The sequence below is a fragment of the Sporanaerobium hydrogeniformans genome (genome assembly GCF_002735925.1).
Lineage (GTDB): Bacteria > Bacillota > Clostridia > Lachnospirales > Cellulosilyticaceae > Sporanaerobium > Sporanaerobium hydrogeniformans.
Map to the genome: position 1 here is coordinate 14331 of NZ_PEDL01000002.1, position 13419 is coordinate 27749.

A 13419-nucleotide genomic window follows, 5' to 3' on the forward strand; every position below is an offset into this window, starting at 1 on the left:
GCTATAATAAAAATAATAGTAAGAATGGAGGTAGAGAAAATGGATGAGCAATTATTAGGGGGAGAATTGGATTTTGAGGAACCTGACTTTGATTTGACAGATGAATTTGAAGATATGGACACAAGTATAAATGAACCTAAAAGTAATAATTTAAATGCATGGACCTCTCTTATTTTAGGGATTATTGGTTCTTTAGGCTGGTTAGTGCCTATTATAGGGTTACCAGTTACAATTGTAGGAACAGTACTTGGGGCAGTAAGTATGAAAAATAAGAAAAATAGGGGTATTGGTATTGCTGGGTTTGTAGTAAGTACTGTTTTTTTAGTGGCATCTATTGCCAAAGGCATTGTAGATATTGTGTTGTATTTTAAAAAGACAAAGTAAGTCATAAGGTGCACCCATTAATGGAATAAAGCATAAAATGGTGTTATGTAAGGTTACATTAAGGGGGAAAATAAATGTATAAGACAGTCATTGTCATTAATAGCGGTACGTTAGGTAGGGGCGATGAAGAGGTTGGACATACTTTAATTGGTACATTTTTGCGCAAAATTCTTGCCAGTATAGACGTTCCCGATGCTATTATCTTCTATAATTCGGGTGTAAAGTTAGTTGTAAAGGGCTCTTATTTTGGAGAGATTTTACAAGGTCTCGAAGAAAGAGGTGTCGAATTACTAGCTTGTGGTACATGTGTTTTCAGAGCTTGTAATGATAAAGCTCTTGTGGCAGGTCGCATCACGAATATGGAAGAAATTGCAACTATTTTACTGCAAGCTGAAAAGGTTATTACACTTTAGACATTTACCAAACAGTGATCTTATTAAAATGAAAGAAAAGAGCTTTCTCAGTTTTTTACAAATAGATGTAAAAAGACTGAGGGAGCTCTTTTTATTAAATGGTAAAATAGTATCTAATTTTCCTCAGGTTGTAAGAAGGTAACAAGCTGCTCGCAGGCACTTAGAATAGTAGGAAGATCTTTTCTTTCAAGCTGTTCTGAGGAACCACTTATGACAAATTGCTTAGCTTCTGTAGAGAGAGAAAAAAATTCTTGCTGTGTTTTTGTCCAGTTGCCATAAATATTAGCCTGAGAGGTTAAGAAATAAAGGGGGATAGAACCTAAATTGCCACCTTCTAAAACTATTTCTGCATTGTTTTTAATACGAAGCTGTTCTTCTAAAGCATTACGATTCCAAAGCTTTTCTAGAGCAAGTCCTTTGGAGATAACCTGTATATCTTCTTTTAAATCAGGATTAGGAGATAGGGCATACTGAAAATAGCCTAAGTGCTCACCTAGACGTAAAATACCTAAATGGCGTGAAAAATTAAGTAAAAAAGATTCAGCAATCATAATATTGTTGTAATCTCTACAAAAACTAGGAGAAGCGCCATCTATCAGCAAAATACCTGACACTTCTTCTGGATAACGTTGAGCAAAACGAAGCATTTCTAAGGACCCCGTAGAATGAGCAACTAAAATATAGGGAGCTTGCCTACCAGATTTTTCTAGAATGGCATGGATTTCACTTGTGAGTGTATCAAGGTCACGTGGGGCTTTAGTCAGCTCACTCCAACCATAGCCAGGCTTATCATAAACAACCACTTTACCTAAAGAAGCTAGTTTTTCATGTAAAGGGGAGAGAGCAGCATAGGGAGAAGGTGTACCAATAGATGAAGCAAGGACAAAGGTAGCATCACCACTTCCACCTGTATAAACATGCATGAGAGTATCATCAATAGCTAGAAGCTGTCCAACACGTGCGTAGTCTTTAGCACTTAAAGAAATACTTATACCTTGATAGAGCATGCCACTTAAGATAATAGCAAATAAAAGGAGATAGATAATTTTACGAGGTTTATAGTGTTTAGGTTTAACATAGAAGTCTTTAACAATCATTTTTTTGCCTTTCATTTTCATTCTCCTTTATGTAAAAGCACTTTATTTTATTAAAAATTATATAGTATAGTGTCATTTTTAGTATTATTATAACATAGCCTTGGAAGAAGAGGGAGAGACCTTAAGGAAAATCTTTTAACTGGTAGTCTATCTTACATAAATGGTATACTATGATAAGAGAAAAAGTAAAAGAGGTGGAAAAAGTGAAAATAGTACATACATCTGATTGGCATTTAGGAAGGACACTACATGGCTATTCCTTAATAGAGGATCAGCGTTATATGCTTGAGCAGCTACTAAGTTGTATAAAGGAAGAACAAGTGGATGCTTTAATTATTGCAGGGGATGTATATGATAAGGCTATTCCTAATGAAGCAGCTGTAGAGCTTTTTAATACTTTTTTAGGGAAAGTAATTTTAGAATATAAAATAGATACACTGATTATAGCAGGAAATCATGACAGTCATGAACGCTTAAATTTTGGGAGTGAGATTTTTAAAAATCAACATCTCTATATTACAGGTAAATGTAAAAAAGGCTATGAGAAGGTAACTCTACAAAAGGGAGAAGTAGAAATGGATGTGTATATGCTTCCTTATAGTGAGCCTGCAGAGGTGAGGCAGTTAGCAGGGGACGAAAGCATTAAACGCCATGACGAAGCTATGGGTTATTTAATAAAAAAGATGTTAGAAGAAAAGAGAAGGGTACCTACAGTATTAGTTACACATGCTTTTGTAACAGGGGGAGATATATCAGATTCTGAAAGACGCCTTAGTGTAGTAGGAGGGGCGGAGCTTGTAGACGCAAACCATTTTCAGGATTTTACTTATACAGCACTTGGACACTTACATAAAAGGCAAGCTATGGGAAGTGAACATATTCGTTACAGTGGCTCACTCCTTAAATATTCTGTATCAGAAGCAAATCAAAAGAAAGGCTTTGTAATGGTAGAGATAGGAAAAGAGGGACTTTTAGGGATACAAGAAAGGGAGTATAAACCATTACGTGAAGTGCGCATCTTAAAAGGATCTTTAGAAAAGCTTATTGAGGGAGCTTTAACAGATGCTTGCTGTGAGGATTATGTATATGCACGCATTGTAGGAACAGATATTGAGGACAGTGTAGCAAGATTAAGGAATGTGTATCCCAACATATTAGGTACAGAATATGTAGAGGAGAGAGTAAAAGAAGGTATAGAGACAGAAGAGACAAGTAGTGATTTTTTAAGTCAGAAGCAAAAAAGCATAACAGAAGTTTTTATGGAGTTTTTAAATTATACCAGTGACTTAGCATTTGAGGAAGAGGAACTCAATTATATTCAGGAAGTGATTACAGAAATAGAGGAGGAGCGGGATGAGACCTAAATATTTAAAAATGACAGCCTTTGGTCCTTATGGTGGGGAACAAATCATTGATTTTGGTCTTCTTCAAGAAGCAAATATGTTTCTTATTCATGGTCCTACAGGAGGGGGAAAGACTACTTTATTAGATGCCATGTGCTATGGACTTTACGGAGAAACCAATGGAGGTGAGCGAAGTGGAGAAAGTATGCGAAGTAAGTTTGCTGAGCCTGAGGTTATTACGGAGATTGAATTTATTTTTAGTTTAAGAGGACGAGAGTATAAAATGATTCGTAGGCCTCAATATGATCGTGATTCGAAAAGAGGTTCCGGTAAAGTGAAAGTAAATAGTGAAGTAGAGCTTTACAAATTAGAAGAAGGTGAATGGATCCTTCTTTCTAGTAAATACAATGAAGTGAGTGAACACATTCAAACACTTCTTCATTTTAATGTAGAGCAGTTTAGGCAAGTTATTATGATTGCCCAGAATAAATTTAGAGAGTTACTTACGGTAAGTAGTAAGGAGCGACAAGCTATCTTACAAGATATTTTTGAAACAGGTATTTATCAAAAGGTTGAAAAAAGGCTAGAACGTATGCAGAGTGCCTTTAAAGAACAAGTAAAGGAAAAACAACTTATCTATGAGAATTGGATGAATAATATTGAACCTTTAGAAGAGGAAGAGCTAAAGGCGTATATAGCTACTAAATTCTTAAATAATGCACCACAAGTTGCAGAACTTTTAGAAAGACAGTGCAAAATCAAACAGGAACGTTTAAAAGTCCTAGAGGAAGAAACAGAGGCATTAAGTATACGGCTTAAAGCTTATCAGCAGAAACTTAGTGAGTTAACACAAAAATATAATCAGAGTATAGAATACGCCACCATAAGAAAAGAATGGGATAATCTTAATGAGCAGTTACCTTATTATGAAGAAAGTCGCATAAAAATAGAAAAGGCAGAAAAAGCCATCCTCCTCTTACCTCTGGGAGAACGTGTAGAAGAATTAAGAGAAGAAATTAAAAATCAACTTGAAAGCATAGAGCAAACACTACTTGTACAAAAACAAATGGAAATAAAGCAGGAAATACTAAAAAAAGAGGAGGAACGAGTAAAGGAGTTTCCTAAGCAAATAGAAAAGCTAAAAAAAGAAGAAGGTATTTTAGAAAGCTACCTACCCAAGGTAGAACAACTTTTCTTATACAAGGAAAAGGAGAAAAAATTAGAACAAGAAGTAGATAAAGACGAAATGGACTTAAAAGCACTTTTAGCTCATTTAGAGCAATTAAAAAAAGAATGGGAAGAAGAAGAAGTGCGTTTAAAGTCAAAAGGGGAACTTCAAAGGAAGTTAAGTGAAAGTCTTTTAGAGCAAAAAGAAATAGAGCGTGTATTAGAGCGCAAAGTACTGATTGCTAAAAAAAAGCAAGAGCGTAATCAGCTTCTAAAGACTTATCAAGAACGAAAGAAAGCCATAGAAGAAAAGATGGTATATTTTAATGAGAGGCTTGCTTATTATAATCATCTATTTGAAAAATTCATGCTTAATCAAGCCGGAGAGTTAGCCCAGAATTTACGAGATAATACGCCTTGCCCTGTATGCGGTTCTTATAATCACCCTCATAAAGCCAGCCTTGTTGCAAGCCGTATTACAAAAGAGACACTAGAAGTAGAAGAAAAGAATAATAAGAAGCTAGAGAGTGAAATGAATAAGGAGCGAGAGGCTTTAGCTGCAGTTGTTGAGCAGGGCAAGGGACTCAAGGAAGTGATTGAGGAATATGAGAAGGAGATTAAAGGTCAAGAAGCCTTTGAATGGATTCATAAAGAGAAACTAGATAAGACCATTGAAGATTTAAAGAAACAGATGGCAGAGCTAGATGCTTTAGAACAAACACACCAAGTCAAAAGAGAGAGACAAAAAGATCAAGAATATCAAAAAGAAAAGCGAAATCAACGACTAGAAGAAAAACGTTTGCAACTCACACAAGTAAAGACACATATAGAAGCAATTAAGGCAGAGATTCCAGAGGCTCTTACACAAGGGGGGAATCTAGATGTAAAGCTAGAGCAGATTAAAAAGCAAGTTATCCAGTTAGAAACACAGCATAAAGAAGTGATGGCTTCACTTGAGACCCTCTTAAGAGAGCAAGGACAAAATAAGGCTGTTCAATTAGAAAAAATAAAACGTATGGAAGGCTTAAAAATCCAGCTTTCTGAGAAGGAAGAGAGCTTTAAGCAGGCATTAGAGGTAAATGGCTTATTTTCTCAAGAAGAGTATAAAAGATGTAAGGCACTTATTCCTGAAAAAGAAGAATTAAAAATAGCTTTAGAAGCCTATAAAGAACGAAAAACACTTATAGAAGCTCAAATGAAAGAACTAGAGACGAAGGTAAAGAATTTTAAAAAAGAAGATTTAGAAGCTGCTGAGCTGCAGCAGCAAGCGCTGATCAAAAGAAATAGTGAGCTTGCGGCAGAGGCGCAAATGCATACCCATTACTGCATAACACATTTAAAGATTAAAGAAGAAGTATTGAAGCTTTACGAAACGAATAATACGCTTATTAAAAAGAAAGAGATTATTGATCGGATTAGTCTCATTGCTAAAGGAAAAAATAAAAAAGGTTTATCCTTTGAACGCTATATTCAAAGTAGTATTTTTGAAGAAGTTTTAAAAAGTGCTAATAAAAAGCTAAAACCCATGACACAGAATCGTTATGAACTTTACCGTACAGATGATTTACAACGTGCTAATGCCCAGGCAGGACTTGATATTGGGATTATAGATTACTACAGTCAACAAACTAGACCAGTTACAACACTTTCAGGAGGAGAAAGCTTTATGGCTGCCTTAGCTTTAGCATTAGGCCTTGCAGAAGTTATTGAACGGTTAGCAGGTGCTACACCTCTAGAAGCCATGTTTATAGATGAAGGATTTGGTAGCTTAGATGAAGAAGCTCTCGACCAAGCTATAAAAACCCTTTTAAGTATTCAAGATACCGGACGTTTAATTGGCATTATTTCTCATGTGAAGGAGCTTAAGGAGCAAATCCCTATACGCCTTGAAATTACGAGTGGGACAACAGGTAGTAGAGCTCAATTTTGTCTTTAGTTAAAAATATCTTCTTAAATAGGTAAAAGACTATCATTATAGGGGGAAATACGGTATATTATAATAATATATTACTAGAATGCAACTTGGTATTCTCTAAAGGAGTGAGAGAGTGAATATCCATCCAATCATAGAAGAATTACAAGGCATTATGCCTAAAGAAAATATACGTTTAAATGAACCTTTAAAAGACTATACATCCTTTAAAATAGGAGGTCCAGCAGATGCTCTTATTTTACCACCTTCAATTGAAGTTTTAGGTAAAGTCATTAGGGCTTGTCAAAGACAGCAGGTACCTTTTTATATTATTGGTAATGGAAGTAATCTCTTAGTAGATGATGAAGGCCTTGAAGGCATAGTTATTCAGCTTTATAGGAATTTTGCTAAGATAGAGGTAGAAGGAAATTATTTAATAGCCTCTAGTGGTGCCCTTTTATCTAAAATAGCTACAGTTGCTTTAGAGCATAGTTTAACAGGCCTAGAGTTTGCCCACGGTATTCCAGGTACCTTGGGAGGGGCTGTAGCTATGAATGCAGGAGCTTACGGTGGAGAAATGAAGGATGTTTTAGTAAGTAGCCTAGTGATGGATCAAAAAGGAGAGATTTTTTCTTTATCTAAAGAAGAATTAGAGCTAGGGTATCGTACCAGTAAAGTACAAAGGGAAGGTTACATTGTACTAGAAGCAACCTTAGAGTTAAACCCTGGTGAAAAAAAGAAGATACAGGAGTGCATGAAAGATTTAAGTGGGAGAAGAAGAGAGAAGCAGCCACTAGATAAACCCAGTGCAGGGAGCACCTTTAAAAGACCAGAAGGTCATTTTGCAGGGAAGCTCATTATGGATGCAGGGCTAAGAGGTTATCAAATAGGTGGTGCGCTTGTTTCTGAGAAACACTGTGGGTTTATTGTAAATGACGGCACAGCTACCTATAAGGATGTGTGTATGTTGATTAAGGCGGTTCAAAGGATTGTTGGGGAGAAGTTTGGTGTTCAATTAGAACCAGAGGTAAGAATTCTGACAAACAAAAGATAAGATATGATAGGAGGCAGCTATGAATTTTATAATTGTAACAGGTATGTCAGGAGCAGGTAAAAGTAGCGCCATCAAATTTTTTGAAGATATGGGTTACTATTGTGTAGACAATCTTCCACCTACTCTTATTGGTAACTTTGCTACACTTATTACTCAGCAACAAGAGAGTTTAAATAAAGTCGTATTGGGAATTGACATTCGTGGAGGTATACTTTTTGAGGATTTATTTAGTAGCCTACATGAGTTAAAAGCAGAGGGACACACCTATGAAATTGTTTTTTTAGATTGTGGTGATACCGAACTTGTTAAACGCTATAAAGAAACAAGGAGACTTCATCCTCTTGCACGTAATGAACGCATTGAAGAAGGCATCCAAAAGGAGAGAGAGATTCTTAAAGAAATCAAATCAAAAGCCCATCATATTATTGATACATCCTACATGCTTCCTAAGGATACAAAAGAAGTTCTTTATAAGATGTATAGTGAGCAAAAAGCTTTTCATAGTTTAATGATTACTATTGTGTCTTTTGGTTTTAAATATGGCATGCCCATTGATGCAGATTTAGTTTTTGATGTACGCTTTACACCGAACCCTTACTATATTCCAGAAATGCGTCCTTATACAGGAAATGATGATATTATTAAGGATTATGTATTGCAGTTTGAAGTAACTCAATTGTTTTTAAATAAATTAAAGGATATGATTAGCTTTTTAGTGCCAAACTATATGCAGGAGGGAAAAAATCAACTAGTTATTGCTATTGGTTGTACAGGAGGTAAACATCGTTCTGTAACCATCGCAAATGCCCTTTATAAATACCTGCAAGATGAGGGACATAGCGTTATTATCCAGCATCGGGATATCGATAAAGATAGTAAAAGAGGAAAATAAAATGGATCCTATAAATAAAGAGCGAAAGGTTGTTGTTATTGGTGGTGGAACAGGCTTATCAACGATGCTAAAGGGAATTAAAAAATATACGTCAGCGATTACAGCTATTGTTACTGTTGCAGATAATGGTGGTGGTTCAGGGAAACTACGTGAAGAGATGGGGATAATGCCTCCAGGTGATATACGAAATTGTCTTGTTGCCCTTGCCAATACAGAACCTATTATGGAAAAGGTTCTACAATATCGCTTTAAAGAAGGCTCTTTAAAAGGTCAAAATCTAGGAAATCTCTTTTTAGCTGCTCTTACAGAGATTACAGGCAGTTTTGAGAAGGCTGTTCATGTAACAAGTAATGTACTAGCTATTACAGGCCAGGTACTTCCTGTTACTTTAGAAGATGTTCAGCTTTATGCCACCTTTGAAAATGGTAAACAGATAGAGGGTGAAACAGAGATTGTAGACTATGGAAGCAGAGAAAAAGTAATGATTAAAGACATCTGCCTGATTCCTAATAATCCTAGACCTGTTAAAGAAGCTGTCCTAGCTATTAAAGAAGCAGATATGATTTTATTAGGTCCAGGAAGCCTTTATACGAGTATTATTCCCAATCTTTTAGTAGATAGGATGCCTACTCTTTTACAAGAGGCAAAAGGGCGAAAGATTTATGTGGCCAATATTATGAGTCAACCAGGTGAAACAACAGGTTTTACAGTAGAAAACCATATTGAGAAGCTAGAAAGATATATTGGTAAAAATGTGCTAGACAGTGTCATTGTCAATAATGCATGCATTCCAGAAGAGTATTTAAAGGAATATGAGATGGATGGAGCGCATGTTTTAACATACGATGCCGATCATGAAATATGGAGACGTATTAAAAAAATAGAAGCACCATTAGCTAAGTTTTATACCCAACGCAGAATAGTTAGACATGATTCTAAAAAACTAGCTGAATGTATTTTTAATGAAATTAAGGACTAAAATTACATAAAAGAGGTGAGAAACATGTCTTTTTCCTCCAATGTAAAAAAGGAACTTACTTGTGTCCCGCTAGGAGCGAGACATTGTCTATTAGCAGAGCTAGCAGCTATGCTCTTAATGTCAGGGGAAATAAGTGATGAAAATGGGCAATATAACATTAGATTTCAAACAGAAAATGCAGCTATTGCAAGAAAATACTTTACAATAGTGAAAAAAGCTTTTAATATTAATACTGAGGTAATGGTAAAAACGAATAAAAAACTTCATAAAAAACAAACCTACTTATTGTTCATAAAGGAATCAGAGAAAGCTAGAAAAGTTTTGCAGGCAACGACCATCTTAAAAAAAGAACAAGATAGTGAGGTTATAAGAGATTATATTGATTTAAATACGATACAGAGTATTTGCTGTAAAAGAGCTTATTTAAGAGGAGCTTTCTTAGGAGCAGGCTCTGTAAGTGATCCTGAAAAAGGTTATCATTTGGAGTTTGTAAGTAGAACGAAGCGGCAGGCAGAGTATTTAAAAGAAGTCATGCAGCAGTTAGAAATGGAACCTAAAATAGTACCACGTAAAGGGAATTTTGTGGTATATTTAAAGGAAGGGACACAAATAGTCGATTTACTTAATATTATAGGAGCTCATGTCGCCCTTATGGAATTAGAAAATGTGCGGATTGTTAAAGAAGTACGTAACAATGTAAACCGCATTGTTAATTGTGAAACCGCTAATTTGAAGAAAACGGTATCTGCAGCTGTAAGGCAAATGCAAGATATCGAATATATACAAAGGGAAGTAGGCATTAAGTATTTGCCGAAAAACTTACAAGAAGTAGCCATTTATCGACTGGAGTATCCCAGTGCTACTTTAAAGGAATTAGGAGAGCTATTAAGTCCCCCAGTAGGAAAATCAGGAATCAATCATCGATTAAAAAAAATAAGTGAAATAGCAGATCAATTAAGAGATACAAGAGGAGGAATTAAAAATGAAGAATCAAACAATTAAACTAGAGCTTAAAAATGGTTTAGAAGCAAGGCCAGCTGCATTATTTGTACAAATTGCAAGTAAATATGAAAGTCATATTACAGTAGTTGTAAATGAAAAGCAAGTCAATGCAAAAAGTATTATGGGTATGATGTCTCTTGGTACCATAAAAGGTGAAAAGATCGAAATTATTGCCGAGGGAGAAGATGAAAACGAAGCAGTAGCAGCACTTATTCAATTTCTAACCCAACAAGAAGTAAGTGAATAGCAAGCGTTAATAGTACACAAAAGAAGTAGCTAGCCACATTAAAGAGGCATCTAGCTACTTCTTTTTTAATTGCCTTATTCATAGGAATATAAGAGCTATCATATATTATAAGGACAAAATAGTTGTTAGGAAAAGAGGAATAAGGATGGGAAGCTATAGCTTATTGATTTATGGAGCAGGAAATTGTGAATTAGCTGGGGCACTAGAAAAAAGCTTAAGCGGCCTTTCAAATATATCTCTTAATCAGCTGAAAGTCTATGCAAAGGCACATGTTTTTGAGAGTGGTTGTGCAGCGCTCTACCGTCGTTTTGCAGATTTAAAGGATACACTTATACATCCTATACATGGAGGGGTACAAGAGTATAGTTATGAGGGAATGGAGATGATAACAACTTATGAGATGAAGATGAAGGCAGTTTCCTTAGAAGAATTTGAAGCTTTTTTAAAGAAAGGAGCTGAAAAGTTTTTAAGTGAGGAAGTTATTCTAATCTTAATTGGACAAGGAAATTCAACAGGTATGTTTCTTGACTTTTCTCAAATCCCTCCTATGTATATGACTTATTATGAGGTATTTGAAAGGATAAACCAATACTTGAAGGGAAAAGTTAAAAGGTTAAGTATTATTTTAGATCTTTCTACGTGGCATCCTATGTATATGCCCTATAGTATTTCAAAATGTCATTTTGTAGAAAGCCTCTTTATTTATGAAAGGCGACATCCTTTAGAAGTTTTCCCTTTAAATGAATGGATTTATAAGGTTTTTGAAGGAGATTGCCATTGGTTAGAGCTAACTTATCATTATTTTAGTGGCTATAAGGTGGATCTCCATCCTTATTGGTGGGAAAACTGCAAACAAAAATGGGAAGAATATGTAGCCTTTCCCTCTAAATGCACTTGGATAGATTTTTATCATGTATATGAAAAGATAGTGGTTTATAACGGAGCGACAGAAAGCTTATACAAAAGTCTTTCTACTTCAAAAAATGTAGTGCATAATCAAAGTACAGTAAAAGATATTCAAAGCTATTTTAATCATCAGTATTTGAGTCATATGGAGGAGAATAAAGTAGAGGCGTGGCTTAGTGATTTGAAAATATGTACGGATTACTATAAATTATAGCTTTTTAAGTCACATGCTTATATAATAGAAACTAGAAGAATAAGACAAAAATTTAGGACTATCAGGTAGAAGCATAGAGGAGGAAAAAGGTGGATAAGTTACAAAAGCTAAAGCAAATGGGAAGAGCTATTGTTTTTTTAGCGATATTATGGTTAGGGAGTATGAAGGTATGGGCAGCAGGTTATGACACCATTAAAATTGGTTTAGAGTCTGTTTATAAGGATGCAGGAACCATTAGTTTGTCGAGTCAACGGAATTTATTAGTAGGCTATATGGAGGGCCTGACCTTTCAAGAAGAAGGGGTATTACCTACTAAACAAGTGACACTAACGAGAGGAAGTGGTAACTATTATTGGTCAGGTAATATTTATCAAACGCTTCAGGAAGCACAGCAAGAAGCAGAAGTTTTAGGGAGTGGAGCTGTGGCGGGTTATATTGATACATATACCTATGGCGTATTTAGCAAAGAGAAATTAGAGGGTTTTTTTCAGGTAGATAAGCCGAGCACACTTATTGAAATTTACGATGAAGGACAAAAACTGATTTTAATTAGTTACAATAATGAAGTGCCACTTGTTTTTCAAGGAGCTAGCAAAGGGAATGAGATAGCTCTTACACAAGTAGGTTCTAGTCGTGTTTATAGGGGAGCAATCGGTGTAGTAAATGGACAAAATAGCGGATTAACCCCCTATAACCAAGTAGGAATGGAAGAGTACCTTTATGGAGTAGTACCCTGTGAAATGGGGGCATCTTATCCTATAGAGGCGCTTAAGGCTCAAGCTGTAGTAGCACGCTCTATAGCTAACTTTCAGTATAATCGTTATAGTAGCAAAGGATATAACTTAGTAGATACTACTGCCAGTCAAGTTTATAGGGGTTATGGAGCTGAAAATGTCATAACGACTCAAGCTGTAGATGAAACCAAAGGAGAATTGGCACTTTATAATGGGCAGGTTGCAGAAACTGTTTATTTCTCTACAAGTGGAGGTGTAACAGAAGATGCCCAGTACACATGGGGGAATGTAGTTCCTTATCTCATAGCTGTAAGCGATTTTTTGGAAACAGAGCCAGCTCAAACAGCATGGACACGTAAAATAACTTTAAGTGAAGTGCAAGCTTGTCTAAATGCACAAGGGGTGAACATCGGACAGGCACTAGGTATAGAGATTGTATCACGTACACCCGCAGGGCGTGTATTAGAAATGAGAGTTATTGGAACAAATGGAAGTAAAAGCTATAAAAATGAGAATATACGCAGCTTTTTTAGTAGTACTAAGGAAGGTTCTTTGAAAAGCCGTCTATTTAGCTTTCAAACTTTCACAATTATAGGAGGACAGACAGCTCCACCTGCTTCAGAGGAAGAAAAGACAGATCTGGTCATTATGGGGGCAAGTAGCCTTGGACAGGGAAGCTTATCTGATTTAATGCTTATGAGTGCTAGGGATATGGTAGAAGCACCAGAGCAGCTCGTATTACTCTCTAAAGAGGGGATAACGCTAGTAGGAGGTACAAACGATAAAGGTTCGAATACTTCTGCTACCTTAGGAGGTAGTATAAAACATAACCTCCCTGCTACAGAGGTGCAAATGGGTGATTTGATAATTTACGGTCAAGGTTTTGGGCATGGCGTAGGTATGTCTCAAAGTGGTGCTAAAGGTATGGCAAAGGCAGGATATAATTATCGAGAAATTATTGAATATTATTATACAGGTGTTAGGGTAGGGCATTAGGGAGAGAAACCCTTCAATGGTAGAAGTATAAAAAAATTACAAAGTCATAATTACTATGAAAAATCGGATAAGCAAGTTA

At 35.8% G+C, this 13419-nt stretch carries 12 protein-coding genes; 11 read left to right on the forward strand and 1 reads right to left on the reverse strand.

Features of this window, described 5'->3' with window-relative positions; translation table 11 throughout:
• The first annotated feature begins 39 nt into the window (after positions 1–39).
• Both CS063_RS03030 and CS063_RS03035 read left to right on the forward strand, forming a co-directional pair.
• Entirely contained in the window at positions 40–384 is a 345-nt protein-coding gene (locus CS063_RS03030; protein ID WP_099448219.1) for a DUF4190 domain-containing protein, read from the forward strand.
• A gap of 74 nt (positions 385–458) precedes the next feature.
• A complete protein-coding gene (locus tag CS063_RS03035; RefSeq protein WP_099448220.1) occupies positions 459–797 on the forward strand; it encodes a DsrE family protein in 339 nt (112 codons plus the stop codon).
• Positions 798–910: 113 nt separating this feature from the next.
• Here CS063_RS03035 and CS063_RS03040 read toward each other — a convergent pair whose 3' ends face one another.
• A complete protein-coding gene (locus CS063_RS03040) occupies positions 911–1909 on the reverse strand; it encodes an alpha/beta hydrolase (RefSeq protein ID WP_180270654.1) in 999 nt (332 codons plus the stop codon).
• Between the two features lie 188 nt (positions 1910–2097).
• On the opposite strand from CS063_RS03040, the gene CS063_RS03045 reads away from it, so the two are divergent.
• The 9 genes from CS063_RS03045 to CS063_RS03085 all read left to right on the forward strand — a co-directional run bounded on the left by CS063_RS03045 (position 2098) and on the right by CS063_RS03085 (position 13340).
• Entirely contained in the window at positions 2098–3258 is a 1161-nt protein-coding gene (locus CS063_RS03045) for an exonuclease SbcCD subunit D (protein WP_180270655.1), read from the forward strand.
• Positions 3248–6340, forward strand: a complete 3093-nt coding sequence (locus CS063_RS03050; RefSeq protein WP_099448223.1) for an SbcC/MukB-like Walker B domain-containing protein — start codon at positions 3248–3250, stop codon at positions 6338–6340. The genes CS063_RS03045 and CS063_RS03050 overlap by 11 nt, the downstream gene beginning before the upstream one ends.
• Positions 6341–6491: 151 nt before the next feature.
• Positions 6492–7370: a UDP-N-acetylmuramate dehydrogenase gene (gene murB / locus CS063_RS03055; protein WP_099448541.1), complete on the forward strand. Its 879-nt coding sequence runs from the start codon at positions 6492–6494 to the stop codon at positions 7368–7370.
• Positions 7371–7389: 19 nt separating this feature from the next.
• Positions 7390–8262 (forward strand): RNase adapter RapZ, encoded by an 873-nt coding sequence (gene rapZ / locus CS063_RS03060; protein WP_099448224.1) that lies wholly within the window; start codon positions 7390–7392, stop codon positions 8260–8262.
• 1 nt (position 8263) lies between these two features.
• A complete protein-coding gene (locus tag CS063_RS03065; protein ID WP_099448225.1) occupies positions 8264–9241 on the forward strand; it encodes a gluconeogenesis factor YvcK family protein in 978 nt (325 codons plus the stop codon).
• Between the two features lie 24 nt (positions 9242–9265).
• Positions 9266–10243, forward strand: coding sequence for a DNA-binding protein WhiA (gene whiA, locus CS063_RS03070; RefSeq protein ID WP_099448226.1), 978 nt, complete (start codon positions 9266–9268; stop codon positions 10241–10243).
• Positions 10224–10490, forward strand: coding sequence for an HPr family phosphocarrier protein (locus CS063_RS03075; RefSeq protein ID WP_099448227.1), 267 nt, complete (start codon positions 10224–10226; stop codon positions 10488–10490). The genes whiA and CS063_RS03075 overlap by 20 nt, the downstream gene beginning before the upstream one ends.
• Positions 10491–10635: 145 nt before the next feature.
• Positions 10636–11610, forward strand: a complete 975-nt coding sequence (locus CS063_RS03080; RefSeq protein ID WP_099448228.1) for a hypothetical protein — start codon at positions 10636–10638, stop codon at positions 11608–11610.
• An 89-nt stretch (positions 11611–11699) separates the two neighbouring features.
• Positions 11700–13340: a SpoIID/LytB domain-containing protein gene (locus CS063_RS03085; RefSeq protein ID WP_143452433.1), complete on the forward strand. Its 1641-nt coding sequence runs from the start codon at positions 11700–11702 to the stop codon at positions 13338–13340.
• Positions 13341–13419: the final 79 nt, after the last annotated feature.